Below are 20,114 nucleotides of genomic sequence, written 5' to 3' on the forward strand. Positions count from 1 at the left end.
CGACCGTCCTCCGAAGGAGCCGCAGTGACCACATTCGAGATCGCGGTCGTCGCCGGGATGGCGGTCTGGCTCGTCGTCGCGCTGGCGATTCTCATCGTCCTTCTGCACGCGATCCGCCTGTTGCGGGAGACCCGGCAGCCGCTGGGACAGATCTCGGGCACGGTCAGCGACCTGAGCGACCGCCTCAAACCGGTGCTGCACAACGTCGAACAGGCGAGCGACCAGGCTCGACGCATCGCGAGCCGGCTCCGGGACGACGCGGACGGCGTGGGAGAGGCGCTGAAGAGCGCGAGCGAAGCCACCGGCCGCATGGTGGATCTGGTCGAGGAGCGGGTCGTGGAGGTCGCGGCGCTGCTCGCGGTCGTCCAGGAGGAGGCCGAGGAGACCTTCCTCACGACGGCCTCTCTGCTGCGCGGATTCCGGCGCGGCAAGGACAACGTCTCGACGGCGAAGCGGGTGGCTCGAGCCCTGGGAGACCGCGGCGGAGAGTGACCTAGGCCGGGCGCAACCCGGCGTACGCCACGACGACCTTCTTCCGGCCGACCTCCTCGAAGGCGATGTCGGCCTTGGCCTCTCTCCCGAAGCCGTAGACCTGCAGCACCTCGCCGGCCCCGAAGCGCGGATGTATCACACGCACACCCGGCGTGAGCGCGAGCGGCACCTGTGAATCTTCGTAGTCATACTCGAGTTCGCCCGGAGGTGCCGACCTTCCATCCCCGGCGGAGCCCCCGGGACCGCCGACGCGGCCGGATCCACGCTCCACCCTCCTCTGCCAGGCGAAGGTCCGGTCGGGTTCCACCGCGCCCGCCCGGCGGGCGCGACGCCGCCTCCAATGCGGCGCGGCGAGGCGCGGGAGTACGTGTTCCTCCGGGAGTTCATCGATGAAGCTCGATGGGGCCGAGCGGCTCGCCATCCCCGCGCGCCAGCGGTGGTCCGCGTACGTCAGGCTCAGCCGGTCCATCGCGCGCGTGACTCCGACGTAGAACAGACGCCGTTCCTCCTCCAGCCCGCCCGGCGCCTCCATTGCCCGCGAGAGGGGAAAGAGCCCCTCCTCCAGCCCGCCCAGGAAGATCACGGGGAACTCGAGTCCCTTCGCGTTGTGCAGCGTGATCATCGTCACCGCTTCGCCATCGAAGTCGGCCTCATCCAGATCGGAACGCAGCGAAACGGATTGCAGAAACAACTCGAGATCCGTGGCCTCGTCATCGGGGTCCTCCACATCGTCGCGCTCGAACGCCTCCGCCGCCGCGAACAGCTCGCTCACGTTCTCGAGCCGGTCTGCGCCGTCCTCCTCCTCCGCCAGCGCCGTGGCCAGGCCGAAGGTCGCGACGCACGCCTCGAGCGCTTCCCGGGCGCTGCAGGCGGGGAGCGAGGCCCGCACGGCGGCGAGCCCGTCGGCGAACCGCCTCAGGCCGCGCGCCGCCATCTTCGGGATGCCGTCTTCGTGCCGCGCCCGCGCCGCGACGAGTGCAAGGGGTTCGACGGTCTCTCCCGCGTCGCCGGCCGAGCGGGCGAGTTCCTCCAGCCGCTCCAGACTCTTCGCCCCGACCCCGCGCCTCGGCCACCCCACGGTACGCAGGAAGGCGACGTCGTCCGCCGGATTCACGAGAAGGCGCAGGTAGGCGATGACATCCTTCACCTCGCGACGTTCGTAGAACGGGACGCCTCCGACGATCCGGTACGGAATGCCGGACCGCCGGAACGCCTCCTCGAACGCCCGCGACTGGGCGTTGGTCCGGTAGAGCACCGCGAACTCGTTCAGGCCGCGCGTGCCGCGGCCGGCCTCGATCTGCGACGACACCCACGCCGCCTCGGCCCGCTCGTCATCGCAGCGGACGACCTCGATCGGATCGCCGGCCTCCCGCTCCGTGTGCAGCCGCTTCGGTTTCCTCGCGAGGTTCCGGGAGATGACGGAGTTCGCGACCTCGAGGATCGACGCCGTCGAACGATAGTTGCGCTCCAGCCGCACGACGTGCGCGCCCTGGAAGTCGGCCTCGAAGTCGAGGATGTTCCGGATGTCCGCTCCGCGCCATCCGTACACCGCCTGATCGTCATCCCCCACGACGCACAGGTTCCCGTGTTTCGAGGCCAGCGCCTTCACCATCCGGTACTGGGCGTGGTTCGTGTCCTGGTATTCGTCCACGAGCACGTACGCGAAGCGGGCGGCGTAGCGATCCCGCACGCCGTCCACGGTCTCGAGCAGGCGCACCGTCTCGAAGAGGAGGTCGTCGAAGTCGTAGGCGTTGCGCCGCGCAAGTTCGCGCTGGTACGCGGGATAGACCTTCGCCACGACCTCGGCGAGCAGGTCGAAGGCCTCGGACTCGTACTCGGCGGGCCCCATGAGCGCGTTCTTCGCGCCGGAGATCCGGCCGCGCAGGGCTCGGGGCGCCCAACGTTTGGGGTCGTAGCCCGCCGACTCCATCACGTCCTTCAGCGTGCGGATGGAATCATCCTCATCATAGATCGTGAAGGCGCGCGTGCGCGACGTGTGCGGAGCCTCGATGCGAAGGATGCGGGCGGCGACCGAGTGGAAGGTGCCGATCCACAGGCCCCGCGTGGAACGGCCGATGAGCCCCTCGATCCGCTCCCGCATCTCGCCGGCGGCCTTGTTCGTGAAGGTGACGGCGAGAAGGCGCGTCGGCTCCAGCCCTTCCTCGATGAGGCGGGCGGCCCGGGCCGTGAGCACCCGCGTCTTGCCGGAGCCCGCGCCGGCGAGGACGAGCAGCGGCCCTTCGCCGTGTTCGACCGCGTCCCGCTGCTCCGGGTTGAGGCGGAGTCCCCTCACGTCCCCCGTTTCCCGGGACGGTAGCGCGGGAGTTCGATTCGGAAGCTCGCGCCCCGCCCCGTGTCCTCAAGGCGGATGGAGCCATCGTGCATGTCTTCGATGATGCGCCGCACGAGGGAGAGGCCGACGCCCCAGCCACGCTTCTTCGTCGTGACGCCGATGTTGAAGATCTTGTCCCGGAGCGCGGGAGGGATCCCCGGCCCGGTGTCGAGCACCCGGAACACGGAACGCTTGCCGTTCGGTCCGAGATGGGAGATCACGATCCGGCCGCCCTCCGGGGCCAGCGCGTCGATCGCGTTCTTGATCAGATTCTCGAACGCCCACTCCAGGAGCGTCGCGTTGCCCAGCACCTCCGGCGGTTCGGGTTCCATCTCCACCGCGATCTCGATCTTGCCGGTGCGGGAGAGCGTGGGCAGGCGGGCCTCGAAGTACTGTCGGAGATGGACGACCGTGGCGCGCACGGACATGGGCTCCAGCTTCGGCTTGTGGCCGATGAGTTCGAAGCGGCGCGAGACCTTCTGCAGGCGTGTCACATCCGCCGCCATCTCGTCGATGAGGTCGGGCTCCCCGACTTCCGATCCGCGGGGGCGCGGCCGGGCCTCGAGCACCTCCAGCCAGCCGACAAGCGAGCTGAGCGGGGTCCCCATCTGATGGGCCGATTCCCTGGCCATGGCGGACCAGATGCGCTCCCGCTCGCTCCGGAAGGAGAGGAAGAGGAGCCAGCCACCGCTGCCGAGGATCGCGAGGAGCGACGCCGCCTGCAGCCAGGGGATCAGACGGAGGCGGCTCGTGAATTCGGGATCGCCGAAGTGGACCTGGAGGCCGGACGCCTCGAAGGGCGGCCTCAACGCGTCGAGTTCGGCCACGAATTCGCGCAGCGCCTGGTCGTCCGGGTCGCCGGTCGGGCCGAGCGGGAAGTCGTCGGGCAGGTGCGCGGAGCTGCTCGGATTGCCGAGGGTGTCCGTGATCACGATGGGGATGCGCAGGCGCCGGACCTGGGCGCCCACCTGCTGCGAGGCCTGATTCCAGAGCTCGTTCTGTTCCTCGACCGTGAGATTGCCCGCCGCGGCCGCCGTGCTCACCGCCATCAACTGCCCGAGGACCGCAGCGTCGAGGCGGCGCTCCTCGGCCTGCTGACGCGAGAAGATGGCGGACCAGACGAGGACACCCGTGGACAGCACCGCGAGCAGAAGCGCGCCGCCGCGCCGGTTCCAGAGCCGGATCACCGGCAGAACTCGAGCCGCTCGAACCCGAGGTAGGGGTGGAGAACCTCCGGCAGCAGGATCCCCTCGCCGTCGCGGAAGCCGGTCTCGAGCAGCACCACGATGAGCCGGGCGAGGGCAAGCGCCGAACCGTTCAGCGTATGCACGTGGGCGGGGCGTCCGCCGCCCTCTGGCCGGAAGCGGATATCGGCGCGGCGCGCCTGAAAGTCCCCGTACGATGAACAGCTGGACACCTCGAGCCATGCCTCGACGCCGGGAGCCCAGATCTCCAGGTCGTACGTGATCGCGTTCGCGAAGCCGAGATCCCCCAGCGGAAGCAGGACCCGCCGGTACGGGACCTCCAGCAGCTCGAGCACGCGCTCCGCATGGCGGGTCAGGAGTTCCAGCTGCGCCTCCGACTCCTCGGGCCGACAGATGCGGACGACCTCGACCTTGTCGAACTGATGGACCCGCAGGAGCCCGCGCGTATCGCGGCCCGCCGCCCCGGCTTCCCGCCGGAAGCAGGGGGTGTGCGCGACGTACGCGAGCGGCAGGTCGCCCGCGGCCAGCATCTCTCCGCGGTGCAGATTCGTGAGTGGCACCTCGGCCGTGGGCACGAGGAAGAGGTCGTCGGGGTCCGTCCGGTAGGCGTCGTCCTCGAACTTCGGGATGTGCCCCGTCCCCGTCATCGAATCCCGGGAGACGACGAAGGGGGGCAGGACCTCCAGGTATCCGTGCTCGCGCACGTGAAGGTCCAGCATGAACTGGACGAGCGCGCGGCTGAGCCGGGCGCCGCCCCCGACGAGGAGGGGAAAGCCGGAGCCCGCGATCTTCGCCCCACGCTCGATATCCAGCGCCGGCGTCCGCCCTCCGGGGAGTGCGGAACCGCCGGGTTCCGAATGGCCGTGCGTCGCCCCGAGGTCCCAGTGCGGCGGCACTTCGTCCTTCTGCGGGGTGCCCCATTCCGCGACCGTCGGCCCTTCCCCTTCCTCGCCGGGCGGGACGCGGGGATCCGGGATGTTCGGGATCTGCAGGAGGTGATCGCGCAGCTCCGCCTCGGTGCGCGCGAGGTCGGCGTCGAGGACCTTGATCCGCGCGGCCACGCGGCGCATCGCGTCGATCTCCGCCGACGCGTCCTCGCCCCTGCCCTTCGCGGCGCCGATCGCCTTCGATGCGGTGTTCCGCTCGGCCTTGAGGACTTCCACTTCCCGGATCAGGCGGCGGCGGACTTCATCCGCCCTCAACGTCTCCTCGACGAGACCCGCCGCGTGCTCGTCGCCACGTTTCCGCATGGCATCGCGGACGAGGTCGGCGTCGTCGCGGAGGGTTCTGAGGTCAAGCATGTCGCTGCGGGGCGTAACCGGCCGGACAGGACGTCACAGGGAACCGTGCGTTCCCGCTTCGAGAACGATGTCTCCGCAGTTCGGGTTGACCAGATGGCGGAAGGTGATCGTTCCCGCTTCGGGATCGATGGAGAGAACCTGCAGCTTCGCATAGCGGCTGCAGGCGAGAAAATTGTTCGGGTCGACGCGACTGCGGGCGATGAGCACGTCCCCCGGCTGGACGGCGAGGGGCGCGTTCAGGGTGTACCCGTCCTCCGGAGCTTCGAGCACGGCGTCGAAGCGCTCGCCGGTGAGCTGCAGGCCTGAGTCCGTCACGCTGTCCGCGACCGCCGAGAACGGGACGAGTTCCGGCGCTCCGTCCCGGATCTGGAAGAGGAAGTCCCAGTTCAGCGTCTGGTCCACCCGGGCCGGAACCGCGAGTACGATATCGAAAGCCGGAGGATCTTCGAGGCGAGCCGTGACGTAGTCATACAGCGTGACCTCCGTCGGCGTGAGCGGAACATCGCCGAGGAAGGCATCGAACGGATCGTCGCAGGCGGTCGCCGCGAGCGCGAGGATCAGCGCTCCGAGCCGTGCGGGCGTACGGATTCGGTGTCGGGAGAGCATGGCGCGAAAACTGTCGCCCGAGCGGGACTCGGGCAAGAAAAAACACCCGGACGAAGGGGGATCGAGCGGCCGGAGCGGCAACGTGGCGCGGCACCCGCGGCGTCCGTAGCTTGGCCGCGTCGCGGCCGGCCCGCGGCGGGAAGATCCCGCGCATGCAACGGGCGGTTCGGAGGACGGGAGGGAGGCTCTGTCGGTGCACCTCGAGGCGTACTGCGCGGTCCTCGCAGGCGGGATCGGCCGCCGGTTCTGGCCCGCTTCGACCCCGGCCCGTCCCAAGCAACTCCTGCCCCTCGCGGGCCCGGACCCGCTCATCGACGATACGCTCGCCCGTGCCGTCGCGCTGGTGGGCGCCCCGCGCGTCCGGGTCGTCGCAGCCGAACCCCTGGTGGAACTCATGCGCCCGAGTCTGGATGCGGCGGGTGTCGATGCGCTTGTCGAACCGAAGGCGCGGGGAACGGGCCCGGCCCTCGTCTGGGCGGCCTCCGAGATCGAGCGGGCTCAGCCGGGGGCCCTGATGATCTCCATGCACGCGGACCACCGCATCGAGCCCGTGGAGGCCCTCGAAGAGACGCTGCAGCCAGCGCTCCGGGCGGCCCGGGAAGGATACCTGTGCTGCGTCGGCGTGCGGCCGGACCGCGCGGAGACCGGATTCGGATACCTGGAGACCGGGCGAGAGGCGACCTCCGGCGCACGGGAGGTGCGGCGTTTCGTGGAGAAGCCGGGACCCGCGCGAGCCCGGGAATACCTGAAATCGGGACGCTTCCTGTGGAACTCCGGCATCTTCGCGTGGCGGGCGACCGATCTGATCGAGGCCGCCCGACGCTGCGCGCGCGAACTCGCGGGGGCGTGGCCGGCCCTCGAGCGCGGCGATGCGGAGGAGTTCTTCGCGCGTGCCGAGCCGGTCGCGATCGACGTCTGCGTAATGGAGCGAGCCGAACACGTGGCCGCCGTCGAGGCCCGGTTCGCCTGGGACGATCTCGGCGTGTGGAGCGCGCTCCTGCGCGCCCGGCAGGTGGACGAGGCCGGGAACGCCTCGGTCGGCTCTACGCGTCTCCTCGACGCGGCGAACAACGTCGTGTGGACGGAGTCCCGCCGGGCCACGGTCATCGGGGTGTCGGGCCTCGTCATCGTGGAGGCGAACGGAGAACTCCTCGTGATGCCGCGCGAAGAGGCCGCGGGACTCGACGCTCGCCTGCGAAAGATCGACACGGACGCATCCTCCGCCGAACCGCCGCGTTGACGACGCTGGTCATGTTCGACGACGAGCGGGCGAACGGATGGGCTCCTTTCGCGCTCACCCGGCCGTGCGGCGAACTCGTCTTCGGCCGCTGGACGTTGCGCGAGCGGCTGGAGCGGGTCGCGCGAATGCGCGTCGCCGGTCACGTGACGCGCCCCTGGCTGCGCCGGTATGCGGAGCCCGGAGCGCCGGGTTGCCTGGACGCGGGCGGGCTGGACGCGCCGTGCACCGTATGGAACGCCCGGGCCGTGCCGTCACTCGAAACGGCGTGGAACGACGCGCCCGCGAACCTCTGGGTCGCCGGCGAACTGGCGGGCGTCCGCTTGGGCTCCGGCGCGGAGCCGCCGCGAGCGGACTGGTTCGCCGCTCCGCGCCCGCGGCCCGGGCTGCCGGACCGCGAGGTGCCCGGCGGGTGGCTGCGGAACCCGTGGGACCTCGTGTCGGCGGGGCCCGACCGGCTGGCCGCCGACCTGGCGGCCGGCTCGGGCCCGGAAGCGGCGGCGCTACCGAGCGGTTGCTGGCGCCTTGGCGACGCCCCGATCCGCCTCGGCAAGGGGGCGCTCGTCGAACCCGGCGTGCTATTCGATGCGCGCGAAGGCCCGGTCGAACTCGGTCCCGGAGTCGAGGTCCGCGCCGGCACCCGCCTCGGCGGGCCGCTCTACGCGGGGGCCGACTCACAGCTCCTCGGCGGCCACATCTCGCGCTTTTGGGGGGGACCCGCCTCCCGCGTGCGGGGCGAAGTCGACCGCGTGACGATGCTGGGCCACTCGAACAAGGCGCACGACGGGTTCCTCGGACATGCGTACCTCGGCTCCTGGGTCAACCTCGGCGCGGCCACGGTAAACAGCGATCTCAAACACACCTACGGCTCGATCCGGGTGGGACCGCCGGGCGCACGGCGGGATACCGGACTCATGAAGTTCGGCTGTCTGCTCGGCGATCACGTGAAGACCGGCATCGGCACTCGACTCGAGACCGGCACGGTCGTCGGCGCCGGCTCGAGCCTGTTCGGAGCGGAGCCGCCACCTCGGTGGGTGGAACCCTTCTCGTGGGGAGGAGGCCGGAGCCCCGAGCTCCACCGCCGCGGCGATTTCCTCTCCACCGCCGTCCGGGTTGTCGAGCGCCGGGGCCTCGAAGGGACCCCGGAACTCCGGGACTGGCTGGGCGACGTCTGGGACGAGGCCCGCCGCTCGTGAGCCTGACCGTCGCGTCGCTGGGCTCGGGGAGCCGCGGCAACGCTTTTCTCGTGGAGAGCGACCGCGCCCGCGTGCTCGTCGATGCGGGGTTCTCCGGGGTTCAACTTGCCCGCCGACTCGCCGAACTCGATGTGGAGCCGGAAGCCGTCGACCTCGTCGTGGTCACGCACGAGCACCGGGATCACTCCGCGGGCGCCGGCATCGGAGCACGCCGCTGGGGCTGGCGTCTCGCCATGAACGCGCCTACCCGCCGCGCCTGCGCTCCGCTACTGCGCGGGCAGGAGCAATGCGAGGACCTGCCGCGCACGGGACTCGAGGTCGGCGACCTCGCGATCGAGGCCGCCCCCACCGCGCACGACGCCGCGAAACCCGTCGCCGTCACGGTGCTGCACGGAGCCACGGGCCTGCGGGTGGGGATCGCGACGGACCTCGGGAGACCGACGACACCCGTCCGCGCGGCGCTCCAGGAGTGCGCCTTTCTCGTCATGGAAGCGAACCACGATGAACACCGTCTTCGGGCGGCGTCCTATCCCTGGCGGGTCAAGCAGCGGATCGGAGGCAGTCGAGGACACCTCTCCAACCGCCACGCGGCCGAGTTCGCGCGCGAACTCGCGCACCCCGGGCTGGGCGGGATTCTGCTTGCCCACCTGAGCCAGGAGTGCAACGACCGGGAACTCGCTCTGGAAAGAGTCGCGGAAGGCCTCGCGCCGACGGCGTACGATGGGCTGTTGGACGTCGCCGCGCAGGAGGAGCCCGGCCCCCGCTATGACGTCGTCGCGCTCGCGAGGACCCGCGCCGCCGCCGAACAACTCTCTCTCCCCATCTGATCCCGGCCCGGCACGCGGTCCGCGCGTCGCCACTCTCGGCGCTGACGCAGGGTCTTGCCACGGACTGCTATCTGAGGATCACCCTGAGCACGTCGTTTCCCACGGCCCACACCATGAGGGCGAGGACAAAAACCATCCCCACCGTCGTGAACCGCATGCGCGCCTGGACGCTGAGCGCCCGGCCGCGGACCGCCTCGATCCCCAGGAAGAGGAGGTGTCCCCCATCGAGGACGGGAATCGGCAGCAGATTGAAGATGGCGAGATTGATGCTGATGATCGCCATGAAACTCAGGAGTTCCCAGAATCCCGCACGCGCCGCGCGTCCGGAGATCTCCCCGATCAGAATCGGGCCGCCGACCTCTCGCGCCGAACTCCGTCCCGTGACGAGGTCTCCGAGGAACTGAAGGACGGCGCCGCCCCAGTAGGCCGCGTTCGACCAGCCGCGCCCCAGGGCGGCGATGGGGTCCGCTCGACCTCCATCGGCGCCGACGGAGATCCCGATGCGCCCGACCGTCCTCGATTCTCCCGTGAGATCCGAGTATTGCTCGACCGCGTCGGGCGTCGCGACGAAGGTGAGCTGCTCCCCTCCCCGCTCCACGACGATGTCGACGGGCTCGCCGGCCCGGCGCTCGATCCGCATCGTCACCTGGGCGGGGTCGTGCACCGCGCCGCCGTCCACGCGCAGGACCAGATCGTCGCTCCGAAGTCCCGCCTCCGCAGCGGGTGACCCGGGCGCGACCTCGGCGATCCGCGGCTCGAACACGCCGCGCCCCATCGCGATCGCGGCGAAGGCGACGACCGCGAACATCCAGTTCATGATGACGCCGGCCGAGATGGCGAAGAAGCGGGCCCAGAGCGGCTTCCCGTCGAAGTCTCCGGGCCCCGGACGCGCTTCGCTCCGTGCCGTGTGCTCGGGGGCACGCCCGCCGCCGCCCTCGAGCGTCGACGTCACCTCCTCGTCCGCCATCCCGGCCATCTTGACGTAGCCGCCGAGGGGGATCCAAGAGAGGACATACTCCGTTTCACCGCGCCGAAACCCCACCATCTTCGGGCCCAGGCCGATCGAAAACCGCGGCACGTCGATCCCGACGCTCTTCGCGGCAGCAAAATGCCCCAGCTCGTGCACGAAGATGAGCACGCCCAGGACAATGAGGGTTACCAGAATCGTTACGATCACTCAGCGTCTCCCGACTTGGACTCCCCGTATGGACCGCGGGCGATGGCGCGCGCCCCCGCGTCGACGCGCCGCGCATCCTCCACCGATTCGATGGCGCGCGACGAGAACCGTTCAAGTGTACGAAGCACGACGTCGGCGAGTTCCCTGAAGCCGACGCCCCCGGAGAGAAACCTCTCGACGGCGACCTCGTTGGCCGCGTTGAAGGCCACCGGAAACTCGCCTCCCGCCCTTCCCGCCGCGACCCCCGCGCGGAAGAGGGGAAAATCGTCCTCCCGCACCGGTTCGAACTCCAGAGGACCATCCCGCACAGGGTCGAACCCCGCCTCCTGCCGCTGGTCGTCCAGCCGGTCGGGGTAGCCGAGAGCCCACAGGATCGGGATCTCCATCGAGGGTCGGCCCAATTGCGCAAGCGAGGAGCCGTCCCTGAATTCGACGAGGGAATGAACGATCGATGTGGGATGCACGACGACCTCGATCCGCTCGTAGGGGAGGTCGAACAGCGTGTGCGCCTCGATGACCTCGAGCGCCTTGTTCGCCAGCGTGGCGGAGTCAATTGTGATCTTGGCTCCCATCGACCACGTGGGATGACGCAGGGCATCGGCCGGCTTGACGGTGGCGAGCCGATCCGCCGGCCACTCGCGGAAGGGACCGCCCGAGGCCGTGAGGGTGACGCGCGCCACCTCCGACACCGGACGCCCGGCCAGACACTGGTGGACCGCGGAGTGCTCGCTGTCCACCGGCAGGAGTTCACCGCCTCCACGGCGCAGCGCACGCATCACGAGCTCTCCGCCCGCCACGAGCGACTCCTTGTTGGCGAGTGCCAGCCGCTTCCCCGCTCCAAGCGCCGCCAGCGTCGCATCGAGCCCTGCGAACCCGACGATCGCATTGAGAACGACGTCGATCCCCGGCGATCCGGCCGCCTCCGCGAGCGCATCGGCGCCAAACCGCCACTCGCCGGCCCATCGCGGCGCGAAGTCGTCCGGGGGCGGGGTCCCGAGCACGACGAAATCGGGATCCCGGTCGAGCGCGAGCGCGTCGAGCGCCTCCCAGCTGCGGTTCGCCGTCAGGACGGCCGCACGAAACTGCGCCGGGTGGCGGCGGATCACTTCGAGCGTGCCCGCGCCGACGGATCCCGTGGCGCCGAGGACGGCGACGCGCTTCACGCGAAGAGGAAGAGGAAGAGGAACGCGGCCGGGACCGCCCACAGGATGGAATCGAGCCGATCCAGCATCCCGCCGTGCCCCGGAAGCAGACGCGATGAGTCCTTTACGCCGCACTCGCGCTTGAGGGCGGATTCCACGAGATCGCCGACGATCGCCAATGCCGTCACGACGAATCCGAAGGCCAGCGTGGGCGCCAGCTCCAGCGTCCAGAGCTCCCGAAGGAGGAATCGCGGATAGAGGACAGCGGTGGCGAGGCCCGCCAGCAGCGCACTCACGGCGCCCGCTACCGTCTTGTTCGGGCTTATGCGCGGGGCGAGCGGGCGCTTCCCGAGAGTGCGTCCGCCGAGGTACGCCGCGGTGTCGGCGAGCCAGGTGATGACGACCGGGAAGAAGAAGAGGAGCGTACCGGCCATCCGCCCGGCGCTCGCATCGGCGCCGGCCGGCAGCAGGAGTTCGCCTTCGCGCAGGGGGAGCCCCAGGGCGAGCAGCCCCCCGACGTAGAAGACTCCGAACGCCGTGCAGGCGGCGGCCCGGATCGGCCGCTCCGAGAGGTCCGCGGTCGTGAGCGCGAGCACGGGGAAGAGGAGCATCAGGCCCACCGCATAGAATCCACCGCTCTCGAGACCGCCCGCGAAGACGGCGAAGGGGAAGAGAAACGCGGCCACCGCTCCCGACAGGCCGAGGACCCGTGTCCCGGTACCGCGCATCATCGCGGCGAATTCCCGGTAACCGAGCGCGGCCGCAACCCCCAGCCCGGTGACGAAGACCACCCCGCCGGCGTAGGTCGCCAGCGCGCAGAGGGGGACTCCGACACCCGCGACCGCGAGTCTCTTGTGGAGGTTGGAACTCATGTCGGACCCGGTCCCCTCACGTCTTCACCAGCCCGAATCTCCGCTCGCGGCGCCGGTAGTCGACGAGCGCGCCGAAGAGGTGCTCCCGGGTGAAGTCGGGCCACAGGACGTCCGTCACGAAGAGTTCCGCGTACGCTAGCTGCCAGAGGAGGAAGTTGGAGATGCGCTGCTCCCCCGAGGTCCGGATCAGGAGGTCGGGATCCGGCCAGTCCCTCGTCAGGAGTTCCGACGCGAAGAGTTCGGCGTCGATCTCCTCCGGAGCCAGGTCGCCTTCCAGGCAACGCTGTGCGAGCGTTCGCGCCACACCCGCGAGCTCCGCCCGCGATCCGTAGCTGATCGCGAGGTGCACTTCCAGTGCCGTTCCGCCCTCCGTCGAGGCCTCGAGTTCGGAGATCGCCCGGCGGGCCTCGCCGGGAAGCCGCAGCCGGTCACCGAACACGGTGACGCGGACTCCGTGCCTGACCAGAGCTTCGCGCTGACTACGCACATACTCCTGGAGGAGCGTCATCAACGCTTCCACCTCCATCGAAGGCCGGAACCAGTTTTCGTCCGAGAAGGCGTACAGGGTGAGGTGGGCCACGCCGGCCTCCACCGACCCTTCGATGATCTCGCGCACCGCCGTCATGCCCGCGCGGTGCCCCTCCCATCTCGGCAGGCCACGCAGTCTCGCCCAGCGGCCGTTCCCGTCCATGATGACGGCGACATGGGTCGGCACTTCCCCCTGCCGGACGGTTTCCAGGGCCGCCGTCATGCCGTTCTTCTCCCCGCTCATGCGGCCCAAGCTCGCCCCGCACGGGCGAGGGTGTCAAAACGGGCGGCGATCAGTCGATCTCCGCCCCGCCTCGCGCGACGCGCCGCATGCGGGGCGCCCCACCGAGGAAGGAATAGGCCTCGTATCCCGCGCGCTGCATGACCTCGGCCAGGTAGGCCGTTCGCACACCCTCCGTACAGCAGAGCACGTAGGTCGCGTCGCGATCGAGTTCGCCGAAATCCCGCTCGAGTTGCGGGAGATCGCGGCGGGTCGCGCCCGGCCAGTGCCAGGCCTCGAAGGCGTCGCAGGCGCGGGTGTCGAGGATGACCGCGCCGTCGGGCACCTCGACCACGTACAGGGACGCTCCGACCATGGACTCCGGACGCAGGGCCCGCACATCGTGCACGGACGCGCCGGCGACCGCCTCGCCCAGTTCCTCGAAACCCACGGCCGACTCCTGCGCCTCGGCGGCCTCCGGCGACGATGCGGTGACCGGCCGCTGCGGCACGAGGTCGCAGTACTCGCGCACACGGGCGGACAGATCGTACGTGCCGATCTCCCGCGCCCGGTCGAGAATCTCCTCCTTGTGGAATCCGAGCAGGGGTCGGAGCACCGGGAGCGACGAGGCATTCTCGATCGCGCGGAGATTGCGGAGCGTCTGCGAGGAGACCTGCCCGACCGACTCGCCCGTGACGATCGCGTCGGCACCGATGCGTTCCCCGATCCTCGCGGCGGCGCGGTACATCATCCGCTTGAGGACGACCTGCAGGTATGCGGGCTTGGCGCGGGCCCGCATGGCCTCGACGACCGGACCGAACTCGAGGACGTGCAGCCGGGGCCGCGTTCCGTAGCTCCAGCGATCCGCCAGCACCTTCGTCACCTCCACGACCATCCGCTCGTACGCGCTTCCGCCGAGGTTGCAGAAGGCGTAGTCGAGGCGAATCCCCCGGCGCAGCGCCATCCAGGCGGCCACGGCCGAATCGAAACCGCCGGAGATGAGGGCGAGCGCATGTCCTTGAACTCCGAGCGGCAGGCCGGACGGTCCCCGCACCCTGTCCTCGTGAAAGAACACCCGGTCATCGCGGACCTCGACGAACACGGTGATGTCCGGATCCCCGAGGTCCACGGTGGCGCCGGGATTGAGGGCCGCCCCGAGACGCTGCTGGATATCCGAGGACGAGAAGCCATGTGAACCGGAACGGCGCGCCCGCACCGCATAGCTCCGGCCCCGCACGGACTCGGAGAAGAGGGCCGTGCCCGTGGCAACGATCATGTCGAGATCCGCCTCGCACTCGCCGGCAAGCAGGGAACAACTGGACACGCCGAAGGTGCGCAGCAGGGGGTCGAGAAAGGCCGTGTTCGGGCCTTCAATATGGAAACGGCTCCAGCCTGGCTCGAGGACGGCGTCGATCCCTTCGGACTCGAACGCGTCACGCAGGTTCGTCGCGAGCCGGTTCTGGAAGCGCGACCGCGTCCGGCGCGCCTTCGTCGAGAGCTCGCCGGAGAATCGTACGAGGACCCGAACGGGCCCGTCTCCGAGTTCGTGTTGCGCCGCCATAACGAGTGGCAGGGGGGGGATTTGAACCCCCGACCCAGGGCTTATGAGTCCCTTGCTCTACCAGGCTGAGCTACCCTGCCGGTGTCGTGTCCCGGAAATTCGCGAGCTACCGAGAGTGCCGAGGCGCCGGATTCCGCAAGGCGCTCCGACGAGTAATGGTAGCGCCATTTCGAGGAGGAGCAACGTCGCGGAGCCGGATGCACCGGCGCTCGAATAGCCGTGGTATTTCCGGGAAACGACCCAAATAGGTCCGCTATCCTACACGTCGTGGCGCGCGGGGCAAGCCGCCGGCCCCGGGTGCGTCCGGGCGTTACGGGTCTTGCCACATCTCAGGGTACGTTCACATGCGGGGGCGTCGCGGAGCCGGGGGGCTCCCGGTCTCCGAGGTCGACGAACCGCACCAGGATCTCTTGCGGCCGGACGAAGCCGTACCGTTCCCGAGCGACGCGCTCGATCGCCCAGGCGTTCGACACGAGACTGTCGGCCCAGGCTCGGATCGACGCGAGTTCATCGTTGCGGGCCGTCATCTCCGCTTCCCTCGACTCGATTTCACCCTCCAGTCGGACCAGATCGGCTCTCGTGTATTCTCCACCCACCATCCAGTAGTACCCCGCTCCGATGAGGGCGATGAAGGTGATGGCGCGCGTGAGCCGACGGTTGGCCGCCTCCGCCATCACCGGCCTCCGTACACGGCGGCCCCCGGATAGGTCGCCCTCGGGCCGAGCTGTTCCTCGATCCGCAGCAGCTGGTTGTACTTCGCGACGCGTTCCGACCGGCACGCGCTTCCCGTCTTGATCTGCCCGGCGTTCGTCGCCACCGCGAGGTCCGCGATGAACGTGTCGGCGGTTTCCCCGGAGCGGTGCGAAATGACGATGCCGAAGTTCGCCTCCGCAGCCATCCCGATCGCGTCCAGCGTCTCGCTCACGGTCCCGATCTGATTGAGCTTGATGAGGATCGCGTTCCCGATTCCGGCCTCGATACCGCGCGCCAGACGATCGACGCTGGTTACGAAGAGGTCGTCCCCGACGAGCTGAACGCGACCTCCGACCCGGGACGTGAGGGTCGCCCACCCCTCCCAGTCGTCTTCGTGGAGTCCGTCTTCGATCGAGACGATGGGGTATGCGTCCAGCCAGTCCTCGTAGAGCGACACGAGGTCCCGCGCGCCGAGTTCTCCGGCTTCACCGGCGCTCTCGAGCCGGTACGCTCCGGCCCGTGCGTCGTAGAACTCCGATGCGGCACAGTCGAGAGAGAGCGCGACCTCGGAGCCGGGCTCGTAACCCGCGTCGACGATCGCGGCCATGATGAGGTCCAGGGCTTCACGGTTCGAAGACAGGTCCGGAGCCACCCCGCCCTCGTCCCCAACGGCGGTCGCATACCCTGCGTCCGAGAGCCGGCGTTTCAGCGTGTGGAACACCTCCACACCAACCCGGAGACCCTCGGAAAAACTCGGCGCGCCAAGCGGCAGAATCATGAACTCCTGTATGTCGACCGTGTTGTTCGCGTGGGCGCCGCCATTGAGAATATTCAGCATCGGGACCGGGAGGACGCGCGGATCACCGGCACCGAGGTGTCGGAACAGAGGCGTCCCCGCCGAGGCGGCGGCCGCGCGCGCCGTCGCCATGGAGACGGCAAGGATCGCATTCGCTCCGAGGCGGCCCTTGTTCGGCGTGCCGTCGAGCGCGATGAGCGTGGAGTCGAGCCCGCGCTGGTCCGAGGCGTCGCGTCCTCGCACGGCTGACGCAATCTCCCCGTTGACGTGCGCGACCGCACGTTGCACGCCCTTGCCCTTGTAGCGCGCGGGGTCACGGTCGCGCAGCTCCACCGATTCGTGGTCCCCCGTCGATGCGCCGCTGGGGACGGCGGCGCGGCCGATTGCGCCGTCTTCGAGATGCACGTCGGCCTCGACCGTAGGATTGCCCCGCGAATCGACGATCTCGCGGCCGACGACCCGGACGATGGCCGTCACGGGACGCTTCGGCGTCGGTGATGTATGGGGCGGTTCATGCAGGCGAGTCCCCTCCCCCCCGGCGATCCGGACGATCGCGTCTTCCTCCACCCGTGCCGGAAGATAGGGCCCCGCGGCCCCGGAACAAGTCGCGCGCGGACCCACCTGCAGGCTATTCGGACGCGCCGCCGCCCGATCCTGCCTCCGGGAGCATCCCCTCGATGGCGGCGCGGGTCTTCCGCACCAACGTCTTCCGGTCGGCCGGCTCCGCTCCTTCCCGCCGAATCGCCGGCCCCAGCCGCACCGTGATGGATCCCGGCCGTACCCGCTTCGCGCCGGGCGGATAGATGTGCTGGCCCCCATCGAGCGCCGCGGGCACCAGGGGCGCCGGCGTCGCCAGGGCAAGGGCGAAGGAGCCGCGCCGGAAACGCCCCAGTTGGCCGTCACGCGACCGGGTCCCCTCCGGAAACAGCACGAGAGTCAGCTGCTCGGCCTGCATCCGGTCGCCTGCCTCCCGAAGCGTTTCCCTCGCGCTGCGGGCCCGGTCGCGGTCGATGAGCACGTGCCCCGCGGAACGCATCCCCACCGAGAGCATCGGAATGTTCCCCAACTCACGCTTCGCGATGAAGCGCACGGACGCGGGGAGGCACGCGATGAGCGCCCAGATGTCGAAGTACGACTGGTGGTTCGCGACGATGATCTGGGTTCCGGAAGGATGGAGATGCTCGAGACCGTGCACCTTGACGCGCACGCCGGCGGCCACGAGCGCCGAGCGAGCCCAGCCGCGATTGGCACGATCCATCCAGGCCCGACCGCCGCCGACGAGGGCAACCACCGCCGCCATGGCCCCGAAGAAGATCGTCGCTAGCACGAGCGCGACGTAGAAGATCGTCGTCCTGATCAACGCCCGGCCCCGAAATGATCGAACCCCGCGGGCAGCGTCGGATTCAACCGCCCGCTCACGGTCAGCCCCTCCCCTTCGCGCGCCCTCCCGACCCGCGTGAGCGGGTGGTCGAAGGCGACGGCGAACGCCCGCTCCGTCCCCCGCATGGCGCCAGCCGGCACGGCGAAGAGCAGTTCGTAGTCCTCACCGCCGGCAAGGAGGAGTTGTTCCGCCGCCGGCGTCTGACGAAATCCCTCGAGGGCGGGGGCGGACGGGAGGCGATCCGCCTCGATTTCCAGGGCGACGCCGGAAGCCGCCGCGAGGTTGCGCGCATCCCGCATCATACCGTCCGAAAGATCGATCGCCGCGTGGATCCGGACCCGGTCCCGCAGCCACAGCATTTCCTCGATCCTGGGGCGGGGGCGGTCGAAGGCCCGGCGGGCCCGTGGGTCCGGCTCCAGCCCCCGCTCCAGATCGCGCAGGGCGGCCGCGGCCGCCCCGAGTTCGCCGGTCACCCATAACTCGTCGCCCGGGCGCACCCCGCCCCGCGTCGTCGGTGCCGCCGCACAGCCGAGGACGGTGATGTCGAGAAAGGCGGGGCCCGGCGACGCGACCAGGTCGCCGCCGAGGATCTGCGCGCCGACGCGCCCGACGATCTCTCCCACGCCTCGTCCCAGGGCCGCGGCGATCCCGACGTCCAGTTCGGGGGGCAGCGCCGCCGCCACGACGAGGCCGATGGGAGTCGCGGCCATGGCCGCGAGATCGCTCAGCGCCGACGCAGCCGCACGGTACCCGATCGTCTCCCACGTCATCCATTCGCGGCGAAAGTGGACCCCCTCCACGCTCGCGTCGCAGCTCACCACGACCTGAGTATCATCCGGAGGACGAAAGGCCGCGGCGTCATCCCCCACCGGCAACGTGATGGTGACCGCGGGGTCCCCGCGGGCGGCAGGCGCGCCCGCTCCGTCCAGGAAGGCCCGAATGCGCGCGGTTTCGGGCCCCTCGGCGAGCGCCGGACCGGTGACGTTCATCCGACCCGGTCCCCGGTCGCAACCGAGGGCAACGCGGGGAGGGCGAGGTTGACGCCCGGCCAGGCTCCGGATCGCAATCTTCCCAGCACCCGGCGCGCCTCCGGCAGCGCCTCCGGCACGTCCGCCGCGGACCCGCCGATCTCGTCCACGCCGCGCAGAATGGCAAGCGCCGTGAGCGTCAGGGCGGCAGACGCCGCGTCGGCGGGGCCGAGGCCCGACGCGAGGCAGGCGCCGCAGACGCCGGTCAGCACGTCCCCCATGCCGCCGCTCGCGAACGCCGGACTCACGAGCGTCGTCGCACGCAGTTCACCGCCGGGCCGCGCCACCCAGGTCGGGGCGCCCTTGAGCAGCACGGTCGCCTGCGTCGCGTCGGCCAGCCGCCGGGACGCAGCCGGCGCATCCTCGCGTACCTCTTCGACGGATGTTCCGAGCAAGCGGGCCATCTCGCCGGGATGCGGCGTCAGGAGGACGGATCGCAGCGGAGCCGGCGGACCGAGCGGCGCCCCTGTCTCCGCCGCCTCAGCCGAAAGCACGTTCAGAGCGTCCGCATCGATGACCAGCGGAACGGACCCTTCCTCCAGCACGCGTTGCATCAACTCCGTGCGCTCCGGCCCCGTTCCCAGACCCGGTCCGACCGCGACCGCGCCGGCCCAGCTCAGCGCCGACCGCACCGCCTCGGACGCGGACCAGTCCACGAATACGGCCTCCGGCACGCTGGTCTGCACGACCTCCCGGTTCTCCGGGGCGCTCACGACGCGCACAATGCCGACTCCCCCCCGGATCGCCGCGCGGGCCGCGAGCACCACGGCCCCGGCCATGCCCCGCTCCCCGCCCACGATCGCGAGATAGCCCGCGTCGCCCTTGTGGCCGTCCGCGGGCCGCACTCCGAGCAGGCCGGCCACCCACGCCGCCGTCACTGCCCGCGCCGTCGGCGCCGCCGCGGGTGGCGGAAAGCCGATTTCCACGGAGACCAGGTCGCCGATGCGTTCGCGAGCCGGGAACCTCAGGAGACCCATCTTCGGCCACCCGAAGGTGACGGTCAGGTCGGCCCGGATCGCGGCACCCGGCACGCGGCCCGTGGTAAAGTCCACGCCGCTGGGACCATCCGCGGAGACCACGGCGGCCCGGGCGGCGTTCACGCGCTCGATCATCCTCGCCTGGGGCGGGCGGGGCGCCGTCGTCAGGCCCGTCCCCAGGATGCCATCGATGACGATGTCCGCTGCCGCGAGTTCCCGCTCCAGCGCTTCCGACGGCTCGAGCGTCAGCTTCCAGCCCGCGAGGACATCCGGATCCGGGGCGCGGCTCCCGCATTGGACGAACCCGACGGATCGCCCCCAGGCGGAAAGAGTCCGTCCGGCCACGAGGGCGTCCGCGCCGTTGTGGCCGCTTCCCGCAAGCACCGCGACCCGGCCGGCCGGGAACCGTTCGTGCACGTGCCGCGCCAGGGCTCGACCCGCGTTTTCGATCAGCGCGCGTTCGGGTATCGCCCCCGATTCGACGGCGACGCGATCGATCTCCGCCATCTCGACCGCGGTGGGCAGCCACACCTCGCGCGCGGC

General features: G+C 70.3%; 18 protein-coding genes and 1 tRNA gene. 4 read left to right on the forward strand and 15 right to left on the reverse strand.

Annotated features, from left to right (window positions below):
- Window positions 1–24: 24 nt before the first annotated feature.
- A complete protein-coding gene (locus tag RN729_RS10600) occupies window positions 25–492 on the forward strand; it encodes a hypothetical protein (protein WP_310784592.1) in 468 nt (155 codons plus the stop codon).
- Window position 493: 1 nt separating this feature from the next.
- Here RN729_RS10600 and RN729_RS10605 read toward each other — a convergent pair whose 3' ends face one another.
- The 4 genes from RN729_RS10605 to RN729_RS10620 are packed head-to-tail and all read right to left on the reverse strand — an operon-like array spanning window position 494 to window position 5,972.
- Window positions 494–2,785 carry a UvrD-helicase domain-containing protein gene (locus tag RN729_RS10605; RefSeq protein WP_310784593.1) on the reverse strand — a complete coding sequence of 764 codons (2,292 nt, stop codon included), beginning with the start codon at window positions 2,783–2,785 and terminating at the stop codon, window positions 494–496.
- Window positions 2,782–4,011, reverse strand: coding sequence for a HAMP domain-containing sensor histidine kinase (locus RN729_RS10610; protein ID WP_310784595.1), 1,230 nt, complete (start codon window positions 4,009–4,011; stop codon window positions 2,782–2,784). The genes RN729_RS10605 and RN729_RS10610 overlap by 4 nt, the downstream gene beginning before the upstream one ends.
- A complete protein-coding gene (gene serS, locus RN729_RS10615; RefSeq protein WP_310784597.1) occupies window positions 4,008–5,330 on the reverse strand; it encodes a serine--tRNA ligase in 1,323 nt (440 codons plus the stop codon). The genes RN729_RS10610 and serS overlap by 4 nt, the downstream gene beginning before the upstream one ends.
- Window positions 5,331–5,363: 33 nt before the next feature.
- On the reverse strand, window positions 5,364–5,972 hold the full coding sequence (locus RN729_RS10620) for a hypothetical protein (RefSeq protein ID WP_310784599.1): 609 nt from the start codon (window positions 5,970–5,972) through the stop codon (window positions 5,364–5,366).
- A gap of 157 nt (window positions 5,973–6,129) precedes the next feature.
- On the opposite strand from RN729_RS10620, the gene RN729_RS10625 reads away from it, so the two are divergent.
- From RN729_RS10625 to RN729_RS10635, 3 genes are read left to right on the forward strand one after another with little or no spacing between them, the layout of a single operon-like run.
- Window positions 6,130–7,176 carry a sugar phosphate nucleotidyltransferase gene (locus RN729_RS10625; protein ID WP_310784601.1) on the forward strand — a complete coding sequence of 349 codons (1,047 nt, stop codon included), beginning with the start codon at window positions 6,130–6,132 and terminating at the stop codon, window positions 7,174–7,176.
- Window positions 7,173–8,369, forward strand: a complete 1,197-nt coding sequence (locus tag RN729_RS10630; RefSeq protein WP_310784603.1) for a putative sugar nucleotidyl transferase — start codon at window positions 7,173–7,175, stop codon at window positions 8,367–8,369. Before RN729_RS10625 ends, RN729_RS10630 begins: the two co-directional genes overlap by 4 nt.
- A complete protein-coding gene (locus tag RN729_RS10635; protein ID WP_310784605.1) occupies window positions 8,366–9,196 on the forward strand; it encodes an MBL fold metallo-hydrolase in 831 nt (276 codons plus the stop codon). The genes RN729_RS10630 and RN729_RS10635 overlap by 4 nt, the downstream gene beginning before the upstream one ends.
- A 67-nt stretch (window positions 9,197–9,263) precedes the next feature.
- Here the strand turns inward: RN729_RS10635 and rseP are convergent, their stop codons facing one another.
- The 11 genes from rseP to RN729_RS10690 form a co-directional block, all read right to left on the reverse strand.
- The gene (rseP, locus tag RN729_RS10640) at window positions 9,264–10,373 is read right to left on the reverse strand and encodes an RIP metalloprotease RseP (RefSeq protein WP_310784607.1); all 1,110 of its coding nucleotides are present in this window, start codon (window positions 10,371–10,373) and stop codon (window positions 9,264–9,266) included.
- On the reverse strand, window positions 10,370–11,536 hold the full coding sequence (gene dxr / locus RN729_RS10645; RefSeq protein WP_310784609.1) for a 1-deoxy-D-xylulose-5-phosphate reductoisomerase: 1,167 nt from the start codon (window positions 11,534–11,536) through the stop codon (window positions 10,370–10,372). The genes rseP and dxr overlap by 4 nt, the downstream gene beginning before the upstream one ends.
- Window positions 11,533–12,387 carry a phosphatidate cytidylyltransferase gene (locus RN729_RS10650; protein WP_310784611.1) on the reverse strand — a complete coding sequence of 285 codons (855 nt, stop codon included), beginning with the start codon at window positions 12,385–12,387 and terminating at the stop codon, window positions 11,533–11,535. Before RN729_RS10650 ends, dxr begins: the two co-directional genes overlap by 4 nt.
- A gap of 16 nt (window positions 12,388–12,403) precedes the next feature.
- Complete coding sequence (gene uppS, locus RN729_RS10655; RefSeq protein ID WP_310784613.1) at window positions 12,404–13,138, reverse strand: polyprenyl diphosphate synthase; 735 nt, start codon at window positions 13,136–13,138, stop codon at window positions 12,404–12,406.
- Between the two features lie 70 nt (window positions 13,139–13,208).
- Complete coding sequence (gene thiI, locus RN729_RS10660) at window positions 13,209–14,696, reverse strand: tRNA uracil 4-sulfurtransferase ThiI (RefSeq protein WP_310784615.1); 1,488 nt, start codon at window positions 14,694–14,696, stop codon at window positions 13,209–13,211.
- A 6-nt stretch (window positions 14,697–14,702) separates the two neighbouring features.
- Window positions 14,703–14,776: transfer RNA gene (locus RN729_RS10665), tRNA-Met, on the reverse strand.
- A gap of 249 nt (window positions 14,777–15,025) precedes the next feature.
- Window positions 15,026–15,370 carry a septum formation initiator family protein gene (locus tag RN729_RS10670; protein ID WP_310784617.1) on the reverse strand — a complete coding sequence of 115 codons (345 nt, stop codon included), beginning with the start codon at window positions 15,368–15,370 and terminating at the stop codon, window positions 15,026–15,028.
- Window positions 15,370–16,662 (reverse strand): phosphopyruvate hydratase, encoded by a 1,293-nt coding sequence (gene eno / locus RN729_RS10675; RefSeq protein ID WP_310784619.1) that lies wholly within the window; start codon window positions 16,660–16,662, stop codon window positions 15,370–15,372. The genes RN729_RS10670 and eno overlap by 1 nt, the downstream gene beginning before the upstream one ends.
- Window positions 16,663–16,813: 151 nt before the next feature.
- On the reverse strand, window positions 16,814–17,545 hold the full coding sequence (locus tag RN729_RS10680) for a lysophospholipid acyltransferase family protein (RefSeq protein WP_310784621.1): 732 nt from the start codon (window positions 17,543–17,545) through the stop codon (window positions 16,814–16,816).
- Entirely contained in the window at window positions 17,542–18,555 is a 1,014-nt protein-coding gene (gene thiL, locus RN729_RS10685; protein ID WP_310784623.1) for a thiamine-phosphate kinase, read from the reverse strand. The genes RN729_RS10680 and thiL overlap by 4 nt, the downstream gene beginning before the upstream one ends.
- Entirely contained in the window at window positions 18,552–20,078 is a 1,527-nt protein-coding gene (locus tag RN729_RS10690) for an NAD(P)H-hydrate dehydratase (RefSeq protein ID WP_310784625.1), read from the reverse strand. The genes thiL and RN729_RS10690 overlap by 4 nt, the downstream gene beginning before the upstream one ends.
- Between the last annotated feature and the right edge of the window lie 36 nt (window positions 20,079–20,114).

It is taken from the genome of Candidatus Palauibacter polyketidifaciens, assembly GCF_947581785.1.
GTDB classification, from domain to species: Bacteria; Gemmatimonadota; Gemmatimonadetes; order Palauibacterales; family Palauibacteraceae; genus Palauibacter; species Palauibacter polyketidifaciens.